15 protein-coding genes are annotated in these 24548 nt (G+C 74.1%); 7 read left to right on the top strand and 8 right to left on the bottom strand.

Translation table 11 applies throughout. The annotated features are described in order from the left end of the window. Nucleotides 1-47: 47 nt before the first annotated feature. Nucleotides 48-755: an ethanolamine ammonia-lyase subunit EutC gene (locus KIT14_11475; protein MCW5891155.1), complete on the bottom strand. Its 708-nt coding sequence runs from the start codon at nt 753-755 to the stop codon at nt 48-50. Further along, the gene (locus KIT14_11470; protein MCW5891154.1) at nt 752-2089 is read right to left on the bottom strand and encodes an ethanolamine ammonia-lyase subunit EutB; all 1338 of its coding nucleotides are present in this window, start codon (nt 2087-2089) and stop codon (nt 752-754) included. The genes KIT14_11475 and KIT14_11470 overlap by 4 nt, the downstream gene beginning before the upstream one ends. Before the next feature lie 172 nt (nt 2090-2261). On the opposite strand from KIT14_11470, the gene KIT14_11465 reads away from it, so the two are divergent. Together KIT14_11465 and KIT14_11460 are read left to right on the top strand one after the other, a co-directional pair. Beyond that, nucleotides 2262-2672, top strand: a complete 411-nt coding sequence (locus tag KIT14_11465; GenBank protein MCW5891153.1) for a group 1 truncated hemoglobin — start codon at nt 2262-2264, stop codon at nt 2670-2672. Nucleotides 2673-4766: 2094 nt separating this feature from the next. Beyond that, on the top strand, nt 4767-5384 hold the full coding sequence (locus tag KIT14_11460; protein MCW5891152.1) for a rhomboid family intramembrane serine protease: 618 nt from the start codon (nt 4767-4769) through the stop codon (nt 5382-5384). Nucleotides 5385-5399: 15 nt separating this feature from the next. On the opposite strand, the gene KIT14_11455 is transcribed toward KIT14_11460, so the two are convergent. Then, a complete protein-coding gene (locus tag KIT14_11455) occupies nt 5400-6572 on the bottom strand; it encodes an alpha/beta fold hydrolase (GenBank protein MCW5891151.1) in 1173 nt (390 codons plus the stop codon). 235 nt (nt 6573-6807) lie between these two features. Here KIT14_11455 and KIT14_11450 point away from each other — a divergent pair, with 235 nt between their 5' ends. Together KIT14_11450 and KIT14_11445 are read left to right on the top strand one after the other, a co-directional pair. Further along, nucleotides 6808-7833, top strand: a complete 1026-nt coding sequence (locus KIT14_11450; GenBank protein MCW5891150.1) for an AraC family transcriptional regulator — start codon at nt 6808-6810, stop codon at nt 7831-7833. 158 nt (nt 7834-7991) lie between these two features. Beyond that, entirely contained in the window at nt 7992-9050 is a 1059-nt protein-coding gene (locus tag KIT14_11445) for a hypothetical protein (GenBank protein ID MCW5891149.1), read from the top strand. A 12-nt stretch (nt 9051-9062) separates the two neighbouring features. Here KIT14_11445 and KIT14_11440 read toward each other — a convergent pair whose 3' ends face one another. From KIT14_11440 to KIT14_11430, 3 genes are all read right to left on the bottom strand, one after another. Then, nucleotides 9063-10205, bottom strand: a complete 1143-nt coding sequence (locus tag KIT14_11440) for a CoA transferase (protein MCW5891148.1) — start codon at nt 10203-10205, stop codon at nt 9063-9065. Nucleotides 10206-10286: 81 nt separating this feature from the next. Continuing rightward, nucleotides 10287-12176 (bottom strand): sulfatase, encoded by a 1890-nt coding sequence (locus tag KIT14_11435; protein ID MCW5891147.1) that lies wholly within the window; start codon nt 12174-12176, stop codon nt 10287-10289. Nucleotides 12177-12348: 172 nt separating this feature from the next. Further along, nucleotides 12349-15423, bottom strand: coding sequence for a discoidin domain-containing protein (locus KIT14_11430; GenBank protein MCW5891146.1), 3075 nt, complete (start codon nt 15421-15423; stop codon nt 12349-12351). A 110-nt stretch (nt 15424-15533) separates the two neighbouring features. On the opposite strand from KIT14_11430, the gene KIT14_11425 reads away from it, so the two are divergent. Continuing rightward, complete coding sequence (locus KIT14_11425) at nt 15534-17273, top strand: ABC transporter ATP-binding protein/permease (protein MCW5891145.1); 1740 nt, start codon at nt 15534-15536, stop codon at nt 17271-17273. Further along, the gene (locus KIT14_11420; GenBank protein ID MCW5891144.1) at nt 17270-20635 is read left to right on the top strand and encodes a hypothetical protein; all 3366 of its coding nucleotides are present in this window, start codon (nt 17270-17272) and stop codon (nt 20633-20635) included. The genes KIT14_11425 and KIT14_11420 overlap by 4 nt, the downstream gene beginning before the upstream one ends. 24 nt (nt 20636-20659) lie before the next feature. Here the strand turns inward: KIT14_11420 and KIT14_11415 are convergent, their stop codons facing one another. Both KIT14_11415 and KIT14_11410 read right to left on the bottom strand, forming a co-directional pair. Beyond that, nucleotides 20660-21715, bottom strand: a complete 1056-nt coding sequence (locus KIT14_11415) for a hypothetical protein (GenBank protein ID MCW5891143.1) — start codon at nt 21713-21715, stop codon at nt 20660-20662. Between the two features lies 1 nt (nt 21716). Further along, a complete protein-coding gene (locus tag KIT14_11410; protein MCW5891142.1) occupies nt 21717-22817 on the bottom strand; it encodes a hypothetical protein in 1101 nt (366 codons plus the stop codon). Nucleotides 22818-22967: 150 nt separating this feature from the next. On the opposite strand from KIT14_11410, the gene KIT14_11405 reads away from it, so the two are divergent. Next, nucleotides 22968-24476, top strand: a complete 1509-nt coding sequence (locus KIT14_11405; protein ID MCW5891141.1) for a hypothetical protein — start codon at nt 22968-22970, stop codon at nt 24474-24476. Nucleotides 24477-24548 lie beyond the last annotated feature (72 nt).

The raw sequence follows: 24548 nt of genomic DNA, 5'->3' as shown, positions 1-24548 counted from the left end.
CCACCTGCGCGCGCGACGGTGGCACACCTGTGCCACCCGCGCAGAGGTCACAGCACGAGGTCGGTGCCCGAGCCGCCGTGCGCGCGGATCCGCCGGCAGACGCCGGCGATGGTCGCGCCGGCCTCGGCGGGATCGAGGCCGGCGGGGCGGATGTTCGAGATGCACTTGCGGTCGGCGTCGGTGGTCGTCGGCCCGGGACGCCAGGTGAGATAGCAGCCGAGGCCGTCGGCGGCGGCGAGCCCCGGACGCTCGCCGATCAGGTGCACGACGACGTCGGCGCCGGTCGCCGCACCGATCGCGTCGCCGACGGCGACACGCCCGTTGCGCACGGCGATCGGCGTCCCGAGCGGACCCAGCGCGGCGAGATGCCGCGCGAGGTCCGGCCAGAGGCGCTCGAGGTGCGCCTCGGCGGCGCGTGGCGAGAGACCGTCGGAGAGGACGACCTGCCACGCCGGCCGCGTCGCCGCGGGCAGCACCGTGCCCGGCGCGAGCCGCCGCCCGCAAGGAGGCTCGCGCACGTAGGCCGCCCGGTCGGGCGCGGCCGACGAGACGATGGTGAACCCGAGCCCGACGAGCCGCGCCTCGAACGCCGGCGACCACGCGGACCACACGGCGTCCCGCGCGGCGGCGTGATCGCGCTGGAAGGCGAGCCACGTCGCCGTACGCGGGCGGCTGCCGGCACGGCCGACGTCGAGGCGGGCCGGCGTCGTGCGGCGGGCGCGGTCGAAGTCCGGGGCCATGCGACCGGCGCTCACGCCAGCAGCCGCGCGTCGCCCGCGCGCGCCGTCAGCCGTCCCTCCGCCATGAGGCCGCGCGCCTCGCACCAGCGCTCGAACTCCGGTGCCGGGCGCAGGCCGAGCAGCTCGCGCAGCGCGGCGCCGTCGTGGAAGGACGACGTCTGGTACGAGAGCATGCAGTCGTCGCCCATCGGCACGGCCATGAGGTAGTTGCAGCCCGCCGTCCCGAGCAGCACGGCCAGCGACTCGAGGTCGTTCTGGTCGGCCGCCATGTGATTCGTGTAGCAGACGTCGACGCCCATCGGGACGCCGAGCAGCTTGCCCATGCAGTGGTCCTCGAGCCCGGCACGGATCACCTGGCGCGCGTCCCAGAGATATTCGGGGCCGATGAACCCGACCACCGTGTTGACGAGCAACGGCGCGTAGCGCCGCGCGACGCCGTAGCAGCGCGCCTCGAGCGTCACCTGGTCGAGCCCGCCGTGGGCCTCGCTCGACAGCTCGGAGCCCTGCCCCGTCTCGAAGTACCAGTGCGCGCCGCCGCCGAGCCGGCCGTGCGCGCGGATGGCGGCGTCGGCCTCGTCGAGCAGCGCGAGGTCGATGCCGAAGGCGCGGTTCGCCGCGGCGGTGCCGCCGACGGACTGGAACAGCACGTCGAGCGGCGCCCCGGCGGCGAGCGCGTGCAGCTGCGTCGTCACGTGCGCCAGCACCGAGACCTGCGTCGGGACCTCGAGGCGCGTGCGCACGTCGCTGAGCGCGTCGGCGACGCGACACACCACCTCGACGCGATCGTCGACGGGGTTCACGCCGAGCACCGCGTCGCCGCAGCCGTAGGCGAGACCCTCGAGCGTGCTGGCGACGATGCCGTCGACGCCGTCGCGCGGGTGGTTCGGCTGGATGCGCGTCGCCAGACGGCCGGGCATACCGAGCGTCGTCCGGCCGCGCACCACGACCGGCAGCTTCTTCGCCGCGAGCAGGAGATCGAGGTTCGACATCAGCTTCGCGACGGCGGCGGCCATCTCGGGGAGCAACCCCGGGCGCAGGGCCGCGAGGACCCCGGGCGCGTCGGCGAGGAGGTGCTCGCGCAACTCACCCACCGTCCAGCCGGCGGCGGGCGCGAAGGCGGCCGCATCCTGCGCCTCGAGGAAGACGCGCGTGAGCGCGTCGTCGGGAAGCAGCGGCTCCTCGACGAAGCGGCGCAGCGGCACGCCGGCGAGCGCGGCCTTCGCGGCGACGCGCTCCTCGCCGTCGGCGGCCGCGAGCCCGGCCAGGCGATCGCCCGACTTCTCCTCGTTCGCCTTCGCCATCACCTCGGCGAGGCTCGCGAAGGTGCGGCCGTGCCCGCGCAGCGCCATGCGCGCCCGAGGATAGCGGCGGCCGGTCCCGCGTGCGACCTTTCGTCGCACGCGAGCCGAGGCACGCCGCTCCGGCGGCGGAGCCGGCGCGGGGACCGAGCCTCCAGCGCGAGTGCGCCTGGCCGCCCGCCGGGCGTGGTGCCGGCCGGCGCCGGCGGCTATCGTCGCCTCCGTGCAGCCCTCCCTCGTCGAGCAGGCCGGCGGTCCCGAGGCGATCCGCGCCGTCCTGCGCGACTTCTACGGCCACGTCTTCGGCGACTTCATGATCGGCTTCCTCTTCAAGGGCGCCGACAAGGAGCGCCTGATCGCGAAGGAGACCGAGCTGACGCTGCACGCGCTCGGTGCCGACGTCGCCTACACCGGCCGCGACGTGCGCCAGGCGCACGCCACGCACCCGATCATGGGCGGCCACTTCATGCGCCGGCGCAAGCTCCTCGCCGACGCCATCGCGCGCGCCGCGCTACCCGACGCCGTCCGCGACGCCTGGCTCGCGCACACGGACTCGCTGCGGCCCGACGTCACCCGCGACCGGACCGACGAGTGCGACGCCGCCGGCGCCCACGCCCGCCTGCGCGGCGGCTGACGGCCCACGTTCTGGCACGCTGCCGGCGGCGTGTAGACGCCGGCGCATCCCTCGCGTCTCGGCGCCTCGACGTGGCGCGCTCCGCACCAGCTCTCGGGCGCGGTCGACGGTGGCGCCAAGCCGCGCGCGGCATTCCGCGGAGATTCCCCCCTTCCTGCCGGCGACGAGGATCCCCACCGTCGTCCGCTCGAGCGCCCGCGCGGCGTTGCGGAGACGCCGCCGACGCTTCTTGGTGGGGGAGTCGGTGAGTCCGGGCTCCAGCCAGGCGATGGCGCGAGCCAGCGGCCGTGCCACGCGCCGTGGCATTGGTCGCGAAGCGCATTCTCCGGTGCTCCGCCCGTCGACGAGGTAGCAGTGTGCTCGCTCGAGCCCGCCCAGGTTCGCGCAAGCGTCGACGGGTGGCCCGGGGGCCGGTGTGCATCCGGTCGGCTCCACCTGCCCATCCTCGCCGCTACTGGCAACTAGAGCTCCGTCGACGGTCGTCGACAGGATGTCGCCGCTGCCGGACAGCGCCATCGTCCCGTTGGACGACGGCGGGAGCGGAAGAGTCGTCCTCGCGTCCAGGCCTCGGGGCCATCGGGCCAGCCCGTATCCAGGTATCGTAGGCGGCTGGTGGAATACGAGGTATCCGATCCGGCTGCCGTCGGCGGCGACCCAGAACTCGCTTCCGACGTTCCCCGTTTCGACGACCCGCGCGGCCCCCACCGCGCAATCGAACACGGCGACGCCAGAGAAGGCCTCGCCGGGGTCGAACCCGAAGAGCACCAGGCAGCCGTCCCGAGACAGAGCGGGACTGCCCTTCACCCGAAGGTGGTCACCGTCCGCCGTCCTGCTGAGGAGACGCAGGGTGTGGGACGCGAGGTCGCGGGCATAGAGAGCCACGTCGCTCGACGTGTCGCCGGGCAGTAGACGCGAGCGCGTCGCGAATACCGCAACCGTCCCGTCGCTGCTGATGGCTACCGCGGAGACGCTCTCGGTGCCGGGGCCACCGAGCGGGGTCCGATCGAGCAAGGACGTGGTGCCGGAATACCTGTCTCGGACGAAGGCATGGAGGGTCGAGCACGCGGCTTCCGGGCAAGGGGGAAGCTCGGGGGTCAGGTTCGTTGCGCCGCTCATGAACGCCACCAGCCGTCCGTCGCCGGAGACCGACGGCGTGGCAACCGCAGCCCAGGCGGAACCGACGCCTCGAGCGAGGGCGCCCTCGGACGATACGCTCACGACCTCCGTGGTGCCGGCCACGAGATCACGAACGAAGACGTCGGCAGCCTGGTTGGTGTCGGCGGGCGTCAGGTTCGTGGCGCGGCTTACGAACGCCACCACGGTTCCGTCCGCGGAGATGGCCCCGTGAGAGCTGTCGCCGTTCGCCTGCAACCCGTCAGGCGTCACGCTGACGCGATGGGTGTCGCAGGCTCGGAGGTCTCGAACGAACACGTCGAGACCCAAGACCGGATCCGGAATGGCGTCAGGATCGGCGTTGGTGTCGCCCGCGACGATCGTCGAAGCGACACTGTCGAACGCGATGTGCTCGCCGGTGGCGGAGAGGCTTGGCCGAGCCCCGACCACCGGCTCCCCGAACTGGGACACACTGACCCATATGGAAGCGGCCGTTGCAGGAGCACCTGCCGCAACCAACACGGCGAACGCGAGAGCAACGGGATGGACGACCCGTGTCGCGCTTCGCGGTGACGAGGAGCGCACGCTGAGGAGTCTAGCGGAACACGGCCGGGGCGTGAAGCAAAAGTGGGTGCTTGCACACCTTTCTTTTCCACGCAGCGACCCGCCGTCCGGCAGCGATGCCCGACGGCCACGACGAACGGCGTAGCGAGGGCGCGCCATTGCGGCATGTCCTCGGCGGGCGCTGCCCCACCGGATGGCCGCGGCGACGCGCCGCCCGTCTCGCGGGACATCGGATCGGACGACCCAGCGACCTCGGCGACCACGCTCCACGAGGAGTTCGCATTTCGCCGACGGGTCGCCTCGAGCGTTGCCTGGCGCCGGTACTCGACCGGCAGGGCCCCACCCGCCTTGAGACCGTGGACGGCGCCGCGTCTGGTACCGCCCGGGCTGGATGCGTAGTCTCGCGCGCACCGTCGCATGCATCCCGTCACCACGGCCCTGCTCCTCGTCAACGTCGCCGTCTTCGTGCTCCAGGGCGTGATCGGCGACGAGCTGATCCTGGAATTCGCGCTCTGGCCGCTCGGGGCGCGGTCGCGGCACCTGGCGCCGAACGAGCTGGGGCACTTCGAGCTCTGGCAGCTCCTCACCTCGAGCGTGCTGCACGGCAGCCCGTCGCACCTCTTCCTCAACATGTTCGCGCTGTGGATGTTCGGGCGCGACGTCGAGCAGCTGCTCGGCTCGTGGCGCTTTCTGCAGCTCTACCTGGGCTCGGTGCTGTCGGCGGCGGTCGTGCAGCTCGCGGTCGTCTCCTACACGGCCGGCCCGGAGCCGTATCCGACGATCGGGGCGTCGGGCGGCGTCTTCGGGGTGCTGCTCGCGTTCGGCGCGCTCTTCCCGCGTCGCATCCTGATCCTGCTGTTCCCGCCCATTCCGATGCCAGCGTGGCTCTTCGTGCTGCTCTATGGCCTCGTCGAGCTGGCGAGCGGCGTCACCGGGACGCAGTCGGGCATTGCGCACTTCGCGCATCTCGGCGGCATGCTCGGTGCGGCGCTCGTGCTGGCGCGGTGGCGGCGGCAGGAGCGACGCCGGGCATGACGGTGCGGGCGGCGGTCACGAGCCGAACTTCGCCTCCAGCCAGTCGAAGAAGTCGGCCTGCCAGAGCGTCGTGGCGCCGAGCTGCGAGTGCTCGGCGCCGCCCGACGCGCGGTCGTACACCTTCGCGGTGACGCTGCGGGCGTTGACCAGCGCCTCCTGCATCTGCCCGATCTGCTCGATCGGCACGAACTGATCGCCCTCGCCCGCGAGGAGCAGGACGTCCTGCCGGATGCGGCCGGCGACGCCCTCCAGCGTGAAGGGCGCGAACGCGTCGGCGACGCCGAGCGGCGTCGACGTGCCGGTGACCCAGCCGCCCTGCGACAGCGACCACGCCGTCGCCGGGTCGACGCGGGCCAGCACCGCGCCCGCCGCATTCACCAGGGGCTCGAGGCCGATGCGGCGCAGCCCGAACGCGATCGGCGGGACGCGGCGGCGCACCACGGCGCCGGCGTCGTACATGGCGTCGTACGCCACCACGCCGTCGATGCGCTCGTCGAAGGCGGCGGCGCGCGGCGCGAGATAGCCGCCGAGGCTGAGGCCGACGAGCACGATCGCGGGCGGCCGCGGATGGGTGGCGAGGAAGGCGTCGAGCACCGCCGACGTCGGCCGCTCCCACTCGTGCGTGAACGGCACGTGCTGCTCGCGCAGCACGGCGCCCTGCCCCGGCCCCTCGAACGTCAGCACGGGCCAGCCGCGCTCGTGCGCGGCGGCGACGAGGAAGAAGTAGAGCTCCTCCAGCGTCGAGTCGACGCCGCCGCAGAACACGACGAGCGGCCCGTGCGCCGGGACGGACGCCGGATAGTAGATCGCGTTCAGATGGTGCGGCCCGTACGGCACCGTCAGCCGCTCGTACGGCACCCCGAGCGTGTCGAGCCCCTCGTAGAAGGCGCGGGTGTTGCGGGCGAACGAGTCCGGGCGCTTGGGATCGTCCGGCGGCAGGAAGAACTCGGCGCGGAGGTAGTAGGTGTGGGCGCGCAGCAACGCCTGTCCGCGGCTGCGCCGATCCGCGGTCGCCCGCGCGCGGGCGAGGTTGCGGTCGCCGAGCGCGGTCCACACCGCGTACCAGCCCTGCGCATCGCCGGCCCGCACGTGGCGCGTCGCCTCCAGCACCTCCGACACGTCGGCGCCGCCCGCCGCCGCGTGGTTCAAGGCCCGCAGGGCCTGGTGATGGTAGGTCTGGTCGCGCAGGAGCCGCCCGCTGCCGCGATCGTCCCAGCGCCGGTACGCGAGGACGGCGAGCACGGCCAGCGCCGCGAGGACGATCACGCGACCGGTACGGCGTCTCGTGGCGGGGCGTTCGGGCATGGGCATGGCGGCGATCCCTCCGGCGCCGAGCCTAGCGCGTCGGCGTATCGTCGACGTTGGCGGACGACGCCCGGGGTTTTGGTGGAACGCGCCACGGCATGCTAACGCAGCGGCCGCCGTGACGCCGCCGTTGCCGATCCCGAGCGTCTCGATGCACGTCGCGCGTGCCGCCTTCGCCGAGGCGATGGCGCGCGGGCACGACGAGCGCGCGCTCTGCGCCCGCTTCGGGCTGACGCCGGCGGCGCTGGCGGAGCCGAACGGACGCATCCCCGTCGACGTGCTGCGCGAGATCTGGAGCGAGCTGCCGGCGCTCACCGGCATCGACGATCTCGGCATCGCCGTCGCCCGGCGCGCCGGAGAGAGCGGCGCGCTGCCCGCGCTCGCCCACCTGCTGCGCTCGGCGGCGACCGTGGGTGACGGCCTGCGGCTGGCGCTGCGCTACCAGCGCCTCGTGACGGAGGCGGTGACGACCCACTGGGTCGATGCCGGCGACGAGATACGGCTGGTGGTCGACGACCGCGACCCCGCGTTCCGGCTGCCCCGCCACGCCATCGAGTTCGGCGTCGCCGCCCTGCTCCTCCTCGCACGCAGCGCCACGGAGCACGCGTTCGTGCCGCGGCGGATCGCCTTCCGCCACGCGGCCCCGCGTGACCATACCGAGTCGCGCCGGCTGTTCGCCTGCCCGATCGCGTACGACGCGGGCGTGAACGTGATCACCTTCGCCCGCGCCGACCTCGCACGCCCGCAGCGCTCGTCCGACCGAAGCCTGGCCGAGATCCTCGAGCGGCACGCACGCGCCCTCGAGGCGCGGCTCCCCGGGTGCGAATCGTTCGCCGCCGCCGTGCGACGTGCCCTCGTCGACCTGCTCGAGGCGAACGACCCCGGCCTCGCGACGGTGGCTGCGAAGCTGCGCGTCAGCCCGCGCACGCTCCAACGCCGGCTGGCGGCGGAAGGCACGACGCACCGGCGCGTGCGCGACGAGCTGCGGTGCGACCTGGCGTTGCGCCACCTCGAGTCCGGCGACCTCGGCCTCCAGGAGATCGCGTTCGTCCTCGGCTTCTCGGATCAGAGCACGTTCCACCACGCCTTCGTGCGCTGGACGGGTCGCACGCCGGGGGCCCATCGCCGGCAGCGGCTCGGTTGAGACGCCGCCATCGCCTGCCGCCCGCTGCGGCATGCGCCATGGCGTTGCGAGCCTGCCCGTCGACGCCGGGCGCGACGCGGGGAGCCCTGCGTCAAAATGAAGCGTTGCCGGGGCGGGCAGCGGCTGCCATCGCCTTCGCGAGCGGAAGCTCACGATCCATGTCCGCACCCCCCGTCGCCCGCCGCGGCTCCTCCTGGCTCGCCGTCCTCGTGCTGCTCGTCGCCGTCCCGGCGGCCGGACCCGCGCTCGGCTGCGACGCCCACTCGGTCTACGTCGAGCCGGACCGCATCCCGCAGCGCCGACGTCTGACCCTCGGCGTCGCCGAGCAGTTCACGCACATGGGCACCGTCATGATCGACGGCCACGAGGTGCCGTCCGAGGGCGAGCGGCTGAACAGCTCCATCACGCAGGTGTTCGCGACGTACGGCTTCACCGACTGGATCGGCGTGCAGCTGAACCTGCCGATCGTCGCGCGCGACTACCGCCGGCTCGAGAACGGCCGGCTCACCTCGGGCAGCGTCTCGGGCTTCGGCGACCTGACCCTCGTCGCCATCGGCACGCCGTTCGACGCCGAGCTGCCCGTGGGACGGCTGACGGCGAGCCTCATCGGCGGCCTCAAGCTCCCGACCGGCGACGCCTCGCTGCTGGCGGAGGAGCTCGGGGCGCTCCGTGGCGTCGCCCGCCGCCGCGACGCCCGCGACGGTGGCGTGACCCACCACGGCCCCGGCCCGGGGCACCCCGCCCCGTCGCCGGGCGGGCGGCGCACCGTGAGCGCCATCCGCGGCCACGATCTCGCCATCGGCTCGGGCTCGGTCGACGGGGTCGTCGGTGGCCAGCTCGGCTGGCGGCGCGGCCGCGCCTTCGCCTTCGGCTTCCTCCAGTACGCGGTCCGCAGCGAGGGCGCGTACGCGTACACGTTCGCGAACGAGCTCTCCTGGAGCGGCGGTCCGGGCTACGACGTCCTCACCGGCGACACCTGGAGCCTCGGCGTGCAGGCCGTCCTCTCCGGCGACACGAAGGGCAACGACACCCAGGCCGGGATCAAGCTCGACGACACCGCGCGCACGCGCCTCTACGTAGGCCCCGCCATCCTGTTCGACTGGACGGACCGTCTGGCGGCCGAGGTCGGCGTCGACGTCCCCGTCGTCCGCGACGAGACGTCGCTCCAGATGGTGCCCGACGTCCGCGTGCGCGCCGGGCTCAGCTGGCGCTTCTGAGCGGCGCGGCCGCTACGCGATCGCCTTCGCCGCGCGCAGCGCCGCGATCTCGTCCGCCGCGAAGCCCCAGTCCGCGAGCGCGGCGTCGGTGTGCTCGCCCGGCCGCGCCGGCGGCGACTGGATCGCACCGGGCGTGCGGCTGAAGCGCGGCGCCGGCGCCGGCTGCACGACGCCGCCCACCTCGACGAAGGTCCCGCGCGCGACGTTGTGCGGGTGCGCCGGAGCCTCGGCCATGGGCAGCACGGGCGCGAAGCAGGCGTCGGTGCCCTCGAGGATCGCGCACCACTCGTCGCGCGTCTTCGTGCGGAAGACCGCCGCGAAGCGCTCCTTCAGCGCCGGCCACTCGCCCTGGTCGTTCTGGGCCGGCAGCGTCGCGGGGTCGAGCCCGATGCGCCGGCACAGCTCGGCGTAGAACTTGGGCTCGATGGCGAGCACGCTGACGTACTTGCCGTCCCGCGTCTCGTAGATCTCGCCGAAGTGGGCGCCGGTGTCGAGGAGGTTGCGCCCGCGCTCCCCGTGCCACAGGCCGGCGCCGGCGAGGCCGTAGAAGAGCGTCATCAGGGACGCCGCGCCGTCGGTGATCGCGGCGTCGACGACCTGCCCCTTGCCCGACCTCTGCGTCTCGAGCAGGCCGGCGAGGATGCCGACGGCGAGGTAGAGCGAGCCGCCGCCGAAGTCGCCGACCAGGTTGAGCGGCGGCACCGGCGCCTCGCCGGCGCGGCCGATGGCGTGCAACGCGCCGGTGATGGCGATGTAGTTCCAGTCGTGGCCCGCCGCCTGCGCGAGCGGCCCCGTCTGCCCCCAGCCGGTCATGCGGCCGTAGACCAGGCGCGGGTTGCGGGCGAGGCACGGCTCGGGTCCGAGGCCGAGGCGCTCCATGACGCCGGGCCGGAAGCCCTCGATGAGGGCGTCGGCACGCGCGACCAGCCGCAGCACCGTCGGCACGCCGTCCGGCGTCTTCAGGTCGACGGCGATGCAGCGGCGGCTGCGGTTGTAGAGGTCGAACTCGACCGGCTTGGCGATGCCGAGCCCGGCGTCGGCGGTGCGCTCGACGCGCAGCACCTCGGCGCCGAGGTCGGCGAGCAGCATGGCGCAGAACGGGCCGGGGCCGATGCCGGCGAGCTCCACGATGCGGAATCCGGTGAGAGGTCCCATCCCGGGTGGGCTAGCAGAGACCGCCCCGCCAGACACGCGCCGCCGCGGTACGATGCCGCGAGCCGTTCGGGCCGACCGACGTCAGTGGTCGCCGGGGCCGGCGGCGAAGAGCGTATAGGCGCGCGCCCGCAGGGTGTCTCGCACCCCGGCATAGCCCGGATCGGCGGCCCGGTTCTCGAGCTCGTACGGATCGCCGACGAGATCGTAGAGCTCCTGCTCGCCGGTGTCGCGATCCTCGACGAACTTCCAGGTCTCGGTGCGCACGGCCACGAACTGCCGGCTGTTGAGGACGCGCCACTGCTCGAACAGGAGGTCGGTGCGCCATCCCGCGGTCTCCCCGAGCAGGAGCGGCACGACGCTGCGCCCGTCGAGCAGGTTCGGCGGCACGACACCCGCGAGCGCCGCCACGGTCGGGGCGACGTCGATGTTCTGTACCAGACGCGGGCTCGTCGCACCCGGCGCCGCGAGGCCCGGCGCGCGCAGCACCATGGGCACGCGCAGGCATTCCTCGAACTCGCACAGCTTCTGGAGGTGGATGCGGTGCTCGCCGAAGGTGAAGCCGTTGTCGGAGCTGTAGATGATGACGGTGTCCTGATCGACGCCCAGGGTGTCGAGACGGTCGAGGATGGCGGCGACGGCCTCGTCGATCGACTGGAGGGTCTCGGCGGTCACGCGATAGCTGAGGCCCGAGAGCGCCACGCGCAGCGGGTCGTTCAGCGGCAGCGAGCGGATGGCGAGCGGCTTGTCGCTGACGTCGACCTCCTCGAAGCTCGGCCCCATGGGCAGCGCCAGGTCGGCGAACAGCCCCGCGTGACGGGGAGCGGGCTGCGGGATGACCGCGTTGAGCGCCGCGTGCGGGCCGAACGGCGTGTAGTGCACCAGGAACGGCTTCCCGGCCGCCACCGCCTCGTCGATGAAGGCCAGTATCTGATCGCGCAGGACGTCCGTCGAGTAGTTCTCGGGACCCGCATAGGGCTGCACGAGGCCGGTCTCGGTGACGATCTCGAAATCGAAGTAGCTCTCGGCCCGCATGGCGCGCCACCGGTCCCACCCCGGCGGGATGTACCAGGTGGGCTGCGTGGGCGGCCCGATGAGATAGTACGAGTTGAGGTACTTGCCGAAGAAGCCGGTGCGATAGCCGGTCGCACGCAGCCACGTCGCCATCGTCGAGGCGTCGGGGCCGATGAACTTCGGCGCCCCGCCCTTCGGCGGCGAGATGGTGAGCGTGCCGTGGTTGTGCGCCCACAGGCCGGTGAGGAACGACGCCCGGCTCGGGCAGCACACCGGCGTCGAGACGAAGGCGTTGTCGAAGTGCATGCCCTCGCCCACCAGCCGCGACGAGACCGTCGGCATGAAGCCGAGCGAGTCCCAGCGCTGGTCGTCGGTCACGATCACGATGACGTTCGGCCGGCGGGAGGCACCGCACGCGAGACCGCGCGTGCCCAGCGGCGCACAGCTCGCGAGGCGGTTGACGACGGCGTCGCGTCCGAGGCCGTCGACCAGCACGCGCAGGGGACTCCTCGCCCGCTGCGCGCCGGCCTGGGCGGTCGACAGGTGCTTGGCGACCAGCTGGAGCTCCCAGGTCGGCACGCCCGCGACGGTGCGTAGGCGCAGCCGCATCGCGAGCCCGTTCGCCCGGCTGCGGCAGGCGACCTTCGTCGCCGCGATCCGACAGCCGTTCGGGACGATGGTGACGCGGACTGCGGCGCCGTCCTGGACGCGCAGGCGCAGCGCACCGGACTGCACGGCCGCCACGACGTCGATCTGGCGCAGCTCGGCCTCGAGCCGGACGCTGCCCGACGTGGTGCCCTCGGACGCGGCCGTCACCTGGAGCTTGCGCACCAGCACCTGCCCGGGCGGCGGCACCTCTGCAGCCCGCGTCGCCGGCGCACCGAGGAGCAGAGCCAGACACCCGGCGGCGACGAGCCCCGACGGGAAGCGGAGGTGTGGACGCGACCCGTCGGTTCCCATGCTGTGGGCGCGCTATACCGTGGGATCATGGCCATTGGCCAGTAAAATTCTGCGTCGCCGCAAAGCGCGGCCGAGCTCGTGCGGCGCGGCTCGGCGACGCCGCCGGGGGAGACGCTCGTGGCGGGCTGGCGCGCGCTCCGCCGGCGCACGCGCCGACGCCAGGTCGCGGCGATCACCACCGCAGCGTGACGGTCGCCGGGCAGCGCGGGACGGTGACCGCGTCGCCGCCGGCGCTCCGCACGGGCGTGCCGTCGATCTCGACGGCGACCAGCGTCCCGCCGAGCGGCGGCCGCAGCACGACGCCGCCCGGCGGGGCGGCGTCGCCGCGCAGCGCGAGCGCGAGCGTGCGGGCATCGACGCGGCGGAGCGTGAAACCGAGGCTGCCCCAGTAGGTGGCGAGCCCGTCGACGACGACCTCGCCCTCGTCGAGCCACGCGGCGGAGACCCCGTGCGCCACCACGAGCGCCTCGTCCTCCATGCGCTCGTATGCCAGCATCGTGCGCAGGGAGAGCACCCACTCCGCGGCGATCCAGGCGTGTGGTACGTCACCGATGTGGCCCGGGCTGCGCGGGTCGCGCCAGGAGATCTCCGGCCACTGGTTCCACGCCGGCGGGCGGCGATCGCCGATCAGGAACTCCGCCAGCTCGTTGGCCGCGTCCCGCTCGCCCAGGCACACCAGCGCGCCGACGATGCGCACCTCGTAGGCGGTGTAGTTCTTCCACGGCATCGTGCCGTCGCGCCGCTGCCGGAAGCCGGCGAGGTACTTCACGTAGGTCTGCGCGGTGGCGGCGCGGGGCAGCGTCGGCAGCTCGCCCAGGAGCGCGACCGCATTCGAGGTCGCGGTCGGATCGAAGTCCGCCCACTCGACCGAGCCCGGCACGTAGTCGAGCCCGCGCACCGCGATCGTCGTCTCGAGCGACGTGCGCACGTCGGCGCGCATCGCGTCGCGCCGCGCGCGCAGGCGCGCGGCCTCGGCCGCGTCGCCGCGCACGGCGGCGAGATACGCGGCGTCGCCGAAGGCGCGGACGGCCCAGAAGTCGTCCCAGTACGCGTGCACCGGATGCGCGAGGTAGCCCTCGTGGCTCGCGGATTCGGGCAGCAGACCGCGGAACGCCCGCTTCTCGGGCGTCTCGTACGCGGGCTCGAGACGCGTCTCGCGCAGGCGTGTGAGGAAGCCCACGGCCCGCTCGACCGCCGGCCACAGCGCGTCGAGGAAGGCGCGCCCGGCGCCGAAGCGGACGCACTCCGCGACCGCGAAGACCAGCTCGCCGTGGCTGTCGTGCTCCACGAGCCAGTCCGGCCCGCTGCGATCGACGACGCAGGGCACGTCTCCGTCGGGCTTCTGGAACGGCGCGTACCAGCGCACGAACGCCTGCGCCTCCCCGGCGCAGCCCATGCGCAGCAGCGCCGCCGCCATGATGGCGCCGTCGCGGATCCAGGCCCGCGTGTAGCGGCGGGGGCCGGGCTGGAGCGCCGGGCCGTCGCGCAGCGCCAGCACGTGGCCGACGGCCGTGCGCATCGTCTCGGCGAACGCCCGCCGGGGCTCCGGCAGCGCCACGGTCACCCGACCGAGGCGCTCGCGCCATTCGCGCCGGACGGCGTCCAGCACCGCGTCGCCGCGTATGCCCGGCGGTAGCGCGTGCTCCGCGTCCGCCGTCGTGCCGAACGGGATCGCCAGGTGGACCTCGCCCGCGCCGCCCGCCGGCAGCACGACGTCGAAGCGCAGCGCGCCCGATGCGAAGCCGAAGGCGTCCGCGACCTGCGCCCGCGGCGGCACGTCGCCCGCGTGGAGGTGCGCGACGACGCCGCCCTGGTCGAAGGTCGCGACGCCCCCGCCGCCGGCCGGCGTCAGCGCGTGCACCGTGCGCGCGGCGTCGACGCGCAGGCCGTGCGCCGACGCCGCGATGGTGCGGATCGGGCTCGTGCCGCCGAGCGTGCCGAACGCCTGCCACGGCGGCGTCACCTGGAACGGCCGGGCGGCGACGAACAGCCGCACCGTGCGCGCGGGACCGTCCTGCTCGAGGCGGTAGCGGACGAAGAGCACGGGCCGGCCGTCGACCCGCGCTGCGCACGCGGTGGTGCGGAGCACGAGCCCGCGCAGGCGCCACACCGACGACGGGATCGGCAGGCAGCCGTCCTCGAGCTCCTGCGTGACCGCGGCGTCGGCCCAGGTGACGAGCGTGCCGTCCAGGTGGAGGAAGGGCTCCAGCGAGAACGTGCCGCGGTCGACCTCGATGCGCCCCTCCTCGTCGACGAGGGCACAGGCGTCGCCGTCGGCGAGGCCGATCGGCGTCCAGTAGCTCTGCTCGCCGGCGAGCCAGCGGGGATGGTCGCCGCGCGGCTGATCGGCCGCGACGGCGCGGAAGAAGCTGTCGAGCGAGCGCGAGAACTCGTACGGACGTACCTCGACCCGCGTGAGGCCGAAGCCGTCGCCGGCGCTCTCGTCGAGCTCGAGGCGCAGGAAGCGCGCCGCGGTGCCGGGCATGTAGACCCAGCTCCGCTCGGCGTCGGCGTGCGTGGTCGTGTGCGCCGTCCGCCAGGCGGCGCCGTCGTTCGAGGTCCGCACGCGAAACGCGCGCGCGCGCCGGCCGTCCTCCCAGTGGAGGACGAGGCCGCCGTACTCGCGCTCCCCTTGGAAGTCGACCGCGAGCCACTGCGGCGCGCCGCCCGCGCTCCGCCAGCCCGCCTCGGGCGCGGCGGCGAAGAGCCGCTCCGGCCCGTGGCCCGGCAGCGCGCTCGACGCGCGTACGACGGGCGCCGCGCGGACCGTGCGGTCCTCGAAGCGCAGATCGGCGAGCCGGACGCTGCCGCGGCCGCCGGGGCCGGCCGCGAGCGCGATCTCGATGGCGGCGACGTCCGTGATCGCGCCGCCGCCCGCGGGGCCCCACGCGAACTCGAGCTCGCGCGAGCGGATCGCCATCGGCTGCCACTGCGCCGGCAGCGCGAACGCCTCCTCGCAATACCACCAGACGTTCTCCCCGCCCGGCGCGGCGAGCTTGATCTCGAGCCGGTTGCGCGGCCCGACGCCGCGCAGCGCGAAGACGAGCGCCCAGGTCTCGGGCAGACGCAGCGCCAGCTCCTTGCGCGCCACCACGAAGCCGCCGCCGCCGGCGAAGTCGAAGTCGAGGCGCATGGCGCGCGCGCCGTCGGGCCCGTCGTCCGGCGAGAGGCCCAGGCGGGCGAGTCCGGAGGCGATCGTCTGCCACCCGGAGAGGTCGGTGAAGTCGTCGCGCAGGATATCCGCCATGCGGGCGCCCACCGGCGCTGCGCGAGCCTTAGACGACGCCCCTGCGGCCGGCAACCCGAGCTGCTCGCGGCCCCGGCGTCGAGTGCGCTACAGAGGAGGCCGCGCACCCCATGACTCTCGCCGCCACCGGCCCGAAGCAGAGCAGGCTCTCCCGACAGACCTGGCGGCACTTCGTCAATGCCATCCGCAACCTCCTCACCAGCGAGGTGCGCGGCAAGGCGATCTTCCTGTGCGTCGCGCTCCTGCTCATCTTCCTCGCCATCAACGGCCTCAACGTCGTCAACAGCTACGTCGGCCGCGACTTCATGACGGCGATCGAGACCCGGGACCGGGCCGGGTTCTTCCGCGAGGCGCTGCTCTACGTGGCGGTGTTCGCGGCCTCGACGGTGGCGGCGGTGCTCGCGAGCTACACCCAGGACATCCTCGGCCTGGTGTGGCGCGACTGGCTCACCCGGCGGGTCGTCGGCATCTATCTCCGCGGCCGCTCCTTCGTGCGTCTCGGGCTGCCGAACCCCGACCAGCGCATCTCGGAGGACGTCCGGACGTTCGTCACCATGACGCTGTCGGTGAGCCTCATGCTGCTGAACGGGACGATCACCGTGATCGCGTTCTCGGGCGTGCTGTGGTCGATCAGCCGCCTGCTGTTCGTGGTCGGCTTCGTCTACGCGGCCGTCGGCTCGGTGGTCACCATCGCCCTCGGACGCCGTCTGGTGCCGCTCAACTATGCGCAGGCCGACCGCGAAGCCGACTTCCGCGCGCAGCTGATCCACGTGCGCGAGAACGCCGACGCGATCGCGCTCCAGCACCGCGAGCCACGGCTGCTGCGACGCCTCCTCCACCAGATCGGGGCGCTGATCGCGAACCAGCGCCGCATCATCGACGTGTCGCGCAACGTCGGCTTCTTCACGACCGGCTACAACTACATGATCCAGATCATCCCGGCACTCATCGTCGCGCCGATGTTCATGCGCGGCGACGTGCCGTTCGGCGCGGTCACGCAGGCGGCGATGGCGTTCTCGACGCTGCTCGGCGCGTTCTCGCTGGTGGTCACGCAGTTCCAGACGCTGACGTCGTACGCCGCGGTCATGGCCCGGCTGAACGTGCTGATCGACGCGCTCACGCCCGGCGCCGCCGCCGACGGCCTCACCGTCGTCGAGGACGGGAAGCGGGTGGCGTGGGAGCACCTGACGCTGCGGAGCCCGCGCGACGGGCGCGTCCTCGTGCGCGACCTCGACGTCGACACGCCGCGCGGCGTCCGCCTCCTCGTACGCGCGACGGACGGCACCGCCCGCACCGCGCTGCTGCACGCGACGGCCGACATCTTCCACTCGGGCGAGGGCCGCATCGTGCGGCCGCCGCTCGGGGACCTCGCCTTCCTGCCCGAGCGACCCTACCTGCCGCCGGGTACGCTCCGGCAGGTGCTCGTCGGCGAGCTGCACGGAGACGGCGCCGGCGACGCGGAGCCGTCCGGCGTGCTGCGCCAGCTCGGCGCCGAGCGCATCGTGGAGCGCGTCGGCGGGCTCGATCGCGAGGAGGATTGGAGCGACGTCCTCTCGCTGCGCGAGCAGGAGCTGCTCGCGATCGCGCGCGTGCTGCTGTCGCGGCCCTCGTTCGTGATCCTCGACAACCCGAGCCGCACGCTCGAGCGCGAGCACATCACGATGGCCCTCCAGGCGCTCTGCGCGTGTACCGTGACTTGCATCACCTTCACCGGGATCGACGAGGAGGAGAACCACGTGGCCGAGCACGACGCGCTGCTCGAGGTCGCCGCCGACGGGAGCTGGAGCTGGAAGCCGATCCGCGACGGCGTCGTCGTCGAGGGCGAGGCGCGGCGGGCGAGCGCGCCATGAGCACGCCCGGGCCGGTGCGGCTCGAGAGTCCCTCGGGGCTGGCCGCGGTCGTGAACCGCAACGGCTCCCTGCGGCGCCTGGAGCACCGCGACGTGGTAGTGAACACGTTCCCGGGCACCGAGATGGAGGGCGGGCCGGCGAACCTGTGGCTGCGCCGCCACGGCGCGGCGCTCGCGCCGGTACCGCTCCTCGGGCCGCGCAGCCCCGGCCGCATCGTGCTCGACGCGGCCGGGCTCCGCGTCTGCGGCGAGTGGGACGGCATCCGCTTCGCCGTGGCCCTCGTGCTCGCTCGCTCGGCGCCGGCGTGGTTCTGGCACGTGCGCCTCGAGAACGCGGGCGCGACGCCGGTGCGCGTCGACGTCGTGCACGCGCAGGACGTGTCGCTGGCGCCGTACGGCGCCATCCGCATGAACGAGTACTACGTGAGCCAGTACCTCGATCACGTCGCGCTGTCCCACCCCGCGCGCGGCGTCGCGCTCGCGGTGCGCCAGAATCTGGCCGTCGGCGATCGCAACCCGTGGCTGCTCGTCGGGGCGCTCGGCCGCGGCGTCGCCTGGGCGACCGACGCGCTCCAGCTGCACGGGCTCGCGACGCGGGTGGGCGACGCGCCCGCGGCGCTGGCGGGCGACCTGCCGAGCCGCCGCCTCCAGCACGAGCACGCGATGGCGGTGCTCCAGGACGAGGCCACGACGCTCGCGCCGGGCGCGGCCGGCACACGCGGCTTCTTCGGCTGGCTCGAGCCGCACCACCCGGCGCCCACCGCCGACGCCGACGTCGCGCTCGTCGATCGTGCCCTCGCCCTGCCCGAGGCGGCGGCGCCGGCGTGGCCCGCAGCGGACGCCGGCACGCCGCCGACGCCGACGCTGTTCAGCGCGCGGCCGGTGATCGCCGGCGCCGACCTCGACGACGCCGCGCTCGACCTCCTGCGGCCCGGGGAGCGCCGCCACGTCGAGCGCGACGGCGACACCCTGCTGTCGTTCTTCACCGCCGCCCATACCCACGTCGTCCTCCCCGCCAAGGAGCGACGCTGCCTGCGCCCGCACGGGCACATCGTGCGTACGGGCGACCGCCTCGCCCCCGAGGAGGCGTCGCTCACCTCGACGGCGTGGATGGACGGCGTGTTCCACTCGCTCGTCACGCAAGGGCACGTGAACATCAACCGCGTCCTCTCGACGGTGCGCTCGTACCTCGGGCTCACGGTCGCGGGCGGCCTGCGCCTCTTCGTCGAGCGCGCGGACGGCTGGCATCGGCTCGGCCTGCCGTCGCTCTTCGAGACCACGCCGTCCGGCTGCCGCTGGGCGTACGCGCTGCCCGACGGCGTCGTGCGCATCGCCAGCGCCGCGGCGACCACGCGCCACGCCCTGACGCTCACCGTCGACGTCGAGGGCGGCCCGCCCCGCCGCTTCCTCCTCTCGCACCAGATCGCGCTCGGCGGCGACGACGGACTCGAGCCGCGCCCCCCGCGCGTCGCCCGCGACGGCGACGCGGTGCTGCTGCACACCGATCCCGACACCGACATGGGGCGGCGGTTCCCCGCCGGCGTCGTGCGTATCGACGCCGCCCCGGGCGTGCTGGCGCGCGTCGCCGGCGACGAGGCGCTGTTCGCCGACGGGCAGTCGCGCGGCGAGCCGTATCTCGTGCTGGTCACCGCGCCCGCCACCACGCTCGCGTTCCACGTCACCGCGGGGCTCGTCGCCGACGAGCGCGTGCAGGACGCGGCGCCGGACGACGCGGCCGCGGGCGAGGCGTTCTGGCGCGCGATGGCGGGCGACGTCGCGCTGCCGGTGCCGGCGAGCCCCGCCGCCGGCGTGGTCGAGATCCTACCCTGGTTCGCGCACGACGCCCTCGTGCACTTCCTCGCGCCGCGCGGGCTCGAGCAGTACTCGGGCGGCGGCTGGGGCACGCGCGACGTCTGCCAGGGGCCGGTCGAGCTGCTGCTCGCGCTCGGCCGCTTCGACGAGCTGCGCGCCCTGCTCCTGCTCGTCTTCGCGAACCAGAACCCCGACGGCGACTGGCCGCAGTGGTGGACGTTCTTCGCCCGCGACCGCGGCATCCGCGCCCCCGACGCGCACGGCGACATCGTCTTCTGGCCGGTGCTGGCCCTGGCGCAGTACGTGCTCGCGTCCGACGACGGCGGCATCCTCGACGCCGAGCTGCCGTTCTTCCACCCCGGCGGCGACGACCGCGCCGAGCGCGGCACCGTCCTCGCCCACGTCGAGCGCGCGCTGGCGGCGATCGCCGCGCGCCGGATCCCGGGCACGCGCCTGGTCGCCTACGGGCACGGCGACTGGAACGACTCGCTCCAGCCGGTCGATCCGGTGATGCGCGAGCGCCTGTGCAGCAGCTGGACGGTGACGCTCCAGCACCAGACCGCGACGACGCTGGCGGCGGCGCTGCGTCACGTCGGCCGCGAGGCGCTGGCCGGGCCGCTCGACGACCTGGCGGCCGGGACCCGGACCGACTTCCAGCGCCTCCTCCTGGTCGACGGCACGCTCGCCGGCTTCGCCTGGTTCCACGAGGACGGCGGCGTCGAGCCGCTGCTGCACCCGCAGGACGCGCGCACGGGGATCCGCTACCGGCTCCTGCCGATGATCCACGCGATCATCGACGATCTCCTCACGCCCGAGCAGGCCGCGCGGCACGTCGAGCTCATGCGCGCGCATCTCCTCGCCGCCGACGGCGCCCGCCTCTTCGACCGTCCGCCGACGTATCGAGGCGGCGTACAGCGCGTCTTCCAGCGCGCCGAGACGAGCTCGTACTTCGGACGCGAGATCGGGATCATGTACGTGCACGCACACCTCCGCTACGCCGAGGCGATGGCCCGCTACGGCGACGCCGACGCCTTCTGGCTGGCGCTGCGACAGGCGGTGCCGATCGGGCTCCGCGACGTCGTGCCGAACGCGCGCCTGCGCCAGGCGAGCTGCTACACCTCGAGCTCCGACGCCGCGGTCGCCGACCGCTACGAGGCGCAGGCGCGCTACGCCGACGTGCGCGCCGGCACGATCCCGGTCGAGGGCGGCTGGCGGGTCTACTCGAGCGGCGCCGGCATCGCCTGCCGCCTGATCCACCAGCGTCTCTTCGGCCTGCGGCACGGGCGCTCGGCGACGGTGATCGACCCGGTGCTGCCGCGCGCGCTCGACGGGCTCGCGCTCGACGCGACGCTGGCGGGCCGGCGCGTGCGGATCGAGTACCGCGTCGCGCGCCGGGGCGCAGGCCCGGCGGCGCTCACGCTGAACGGCGCCCCGCTGCCGTTCGAGCGCGAGGCGAATCCGTACCGGACCGGCGGCGCGGTGGTGTCGACGGCGACGCTGCGCGCCCGCCTCGGCGGGCCGCACGACGTCCTCGTCGTCGCGCTGGCCTGAGCACGGCGGCCGCGCCGGCGCGGGTCACCCCGGCGACGCGGCCGCCAGCGGACACATCGTCGCCGCCTGGAAGCAGGCGCGCGAGCGCTGGAGGATCGCGGTGAGCCGGCTCGCCATGACGCGGCGGCCGACCGCCTGCTTCAGCGACGACCCGAAGCCGCGCAGCTGATCGGTCGACACGCGGTCGCGGTAGAACACCATCGTGCCCTCCGCCACGGGGATCAGCCCGGACACCGCCTGCGACGTGTTGTAGCCGTGGCTCACGTAGAAATCGCGGTCGACGACGACGATGCCGCCGTCGCCGAACGGCACCTCGAGCCGGTGGCGCAGCGCATAGTTCGGCCGGTCGTTGAGCTCGTAGGTCACGACGTAGAAGCGCTCGTCGAGGTTCGCCGGCTTGCCCTGCGGGTACGCCCCGAGCATCTGCCACACGGGCGGCGCATAGCGCCGCAGCAGGACGCCGGCGGCGAGCGCGGCGCGCAGCTCCTCCGATGGCCGGCGCACGTCGCCGCCCGCGCGGGCGTACGGCGCCAGGGCGTCGAGGCCGTGCGCCGCGTAGGCGCGGTAGCGCTCGAACAGCACCTGCGCCAGTACCTGTTGCGCCCTCGCGTGCGCATTGCCGCCGGCGGCGGCCGCCGCCTGGAAGGCGGCGATCTCGTCCGCCGACAGGTTCAGCTGGTCGCCCGGCCGCGCCGCCAGGTAGCGCGCCGCCTCGTCGGCCGGGAGCGCCACGCCCGCGAAGTCCGCGAGCGTCCCGTGGACGCGGGCCAGGGCACGCACCTGCGCGTCCACGTGCATGTCGAGCGCGGCGCGATAGTCCGCCGACACGTCCGCCAGCGGGCGCTCGACGAGGAACGCCAGACCGATCGCGAGCTCGTGGGAGGAGGCCGGGGCGACGTCCGTGAGGACGATGTCGCCGCCACGGATGCGCGACGCGGCGTCGGCCGACAGGCCGACGAACGCGAGCGCCTGCTCGACGTCCGCCGCCGCGGCCGCCGCGCGCACGAGGCACGACAGCACGAGGGCGCCGAAGCGCAGCACGCGGCGCACGCCGGCCCGCCGCGGCGGCCGCCCGCGCACGCTACCTCGGCGTGTCACGCACGAGGCCGCGCCGCTCGGCCGACTCGCACAGGTCCGGGTGATGCAGCCGCAGCGTCTCCCACGCCATCGACCAGAGCACCAGGCTCGTGCTGCGCGCCGGGTTGGCGAGGTTGAGCCACGGCTTGCGGCCGATCGTCCAGTGCACGCCGAAGCTGTGCGGGATGTCGGTCCGCATCGAGTTGAAGCGCGGATCGATCGCCGTCCACGCCTGCTGGAACTCGACCTGGAGGAAGTGCTGATCGGGAAAGCCGTAGCGGATGCCGCGCGCGTAGAGCTCGCGGTGATGCTCGCCCCACTCGGGCATCGGACGCCGGATGCGCGCCACCATGTCCTCGAAGCGGGCGCGATCCGGCGCCAGCACGAGCAGCCCGCTGTTGATGCCGCCCGTCACGTCGTCGGCGGAGGTCGGCTCGAGGATGGCGGGCGGGACGGGCGCGCCGTGCCGCACGCCGTGCATGTGGTGGATGTAGGCGTACTGGCTGGTCGCATCGACGCTCTCGATGACCGCCGCCGGAACGTCGAGGGTGAAGAGGTGATCGAAGCAGCGCAGCGGCAGGAGGTCGGCGTCGACGAAGCAGACGCGCGCGTACGGGAAGAGCTCCGCGTCGAAGAGGTGGAGCTTCGTGTACATGTCGCGGTAGGCGTCGGAGAGGAGCTCGGGGGGATACGAGCTGTCGTGCGCCCGCAGGCGCGGCACCAGCGCGACGCGGTCGTAGACCCGTGCGAGCGCGTCGCGGGCCTCGGCGGGCACGCTGTCGTCGACCAGGCAGACGAGCGTCGCCGGCGTGCGGAGGTGCCACCGCAGCGCGGCGCCGACGACGAGGCACCCGGGGAGATACGACTCGCCGCCCATGAGCAGCGTCGCGAACGCGTAGCGCTCGGGCGCGAGGTCGGGCGGCATCGCGGTGAAGACCCGCGGGTCGAGGTCGGGATCGACGATGTCGCCGTGGTGGTCGGCGAGCAGCAGCTCGCCGGCGAGCCCGCGGGCGAGTCGTCGGATGGCGATCTGCTCGGTGAAGCGCGCCAGCAGCCGCGCGGCGCCGGCGTCGAGCACTCCGGGCTTGTCGGTGTGGACTCCCATCGTATCGACCGCGAGGCAATGTATCGGCCGCCGGGGATGAGTCCACCCGGGGTCGCCAAGCATGGCGACGTCGCACCCGTTTGCGGCCGCGGCGTGCAGCAGGCTTAGCCTGTCCCGATGCATCGCTCGCCCCGGTCCCTCGCGGCCGCCGTGCGCCGGCTGCTGCCGCTGCTGATCCTCGTCGCCGCCGGCGGCGTGCCCGCGCGCGCCGACGTCCCCGCCGCGCCGGTCATGACGGTCTACCGCTTCAACGGGCCGCTCGACGTGCCGTACTACGGCGCGGACGCGGTCGCCCGCAGCGGCGCGACGACGCCCGCGGGCACGCTGGCCCAGGGCACGTCGGTCGTCCCCTGCCTCGTCGTGCGCGACGGCCGGCCTCTGGTCGACGCCGGCGGCACGCCCTGGGTCGGCTTCGAGATCGTGGTGGACGCGCGGCGCGCGGAGCGCGCCGACACGGCCCGCTTCAAGGCGACCGTCGCGCAGCGCAAGACGATGCGGGTCGCGAACCACCACTGCCCGCCGGGCGTGAGCCGGGTGCTCGACGTGCGGCGCCTCGCGGTGATCGAGAAGCCGCCCTCGTTCGATCCGCCCGCCGCCGGCCGCGCCGAGCCTGCCGGCGGAACCGGCCTCGACGCCGTCGTGCGCGCCTTCCACGCCTCGTCCCAGTGCGCCGAGGCGCACGATCGCCTCATGGGACGCCGGGCGGCGCTCGCGCGGGCCTGGGACGCCTTCGGCCGCGCCAACGCGGGCCGCTGGCCTGCGGCCGAGATCGCGCGGGCGCGGAACCTCGACTACGTCATGCGCACCGCCCTCTACGAGGGGCATCTCGACCGCGGCTGCACCGCCTACGGAGCCTGCGAGCGCAACGTCATCGCGCTGTCGATCCGCAACCGCGGGCGCGAGGGCTGCACGCCGTCGCAGGGCTGCCGCGCCGTCGGCGACTTCGAGGGCGTGGCGTCGGCGGTGTCGCAGTACAACATCTGGGACGAGCTCCTGACCCAGACCTCGGGGCTCACGTCCTGCTTCCTGCGCCCCGACCTCGTCGGCCACCCGGACTACCTGAAGCTGCGCGCGATGTACGCCCAGAACGTCGGCGACGTCGAGCGCATCCTGTACGGCGACGCCGACGACCTCGCCGCGGTCTTCCCGGACTCGACCGGCGCCCGCACGGCGATGCGCCACTACTACCACCCGCCGGCGATGGGGAAGTGCTTCCCCGACCATCCGCGCGTCGAGTTCATGAGCGGCGCGGTCGCCCGCCGCGGCGACGACTTCGTCCTGATCGCCGGCACCCGGATCGAGGTCGGCACGGCGCGCGACGGCGGCTACCTCTTCCGCGAGGCCCTGGTGACGGCCGGCCCCACGGGCGACGCCGTCGAGGTCGTCGACCGCTACCCCGGCTTCGTCGTGGACGGACGCAAGGTGTCCCTCGCGAAGCCGGCCGGCTGCCGCCCGTACGGTACGCCGGCCGGCTGCCGCTTCGAGCGTATCGGCCGCCACCGCAAGGTGCCGAGCTGGCTCGACGCCGGCCGTGCCGTCGCCCTCACCTGCCGCATCCGCGCTCGCGGCGAGACCTGCAACCGCCCGCCGACGCTCGAGACGGCGCGCGTCGGAGGCGTGTGCGACGTGGAGATGCAGCCGGTGGCCGGCGTGCCGTGACGAGGGGCCGCCGCGGGCAGGAGGGCGCTGCCGTTCAAGCATGATAGCTCTTGACGTCTTCACGTTGCTTGC

Source organism: bacterium, from assembly GCA_026129405.1.
Classification (GTDB): Bacteria; Desulfobacterota; Binatia; order DP-6; family DP-6; genus JAHCID01.
The sequence above is the reverse complement of the archived record's forward strand: the minus strand, read 5'-3'. Positions and strand labels throughout refer to the sequence as shown.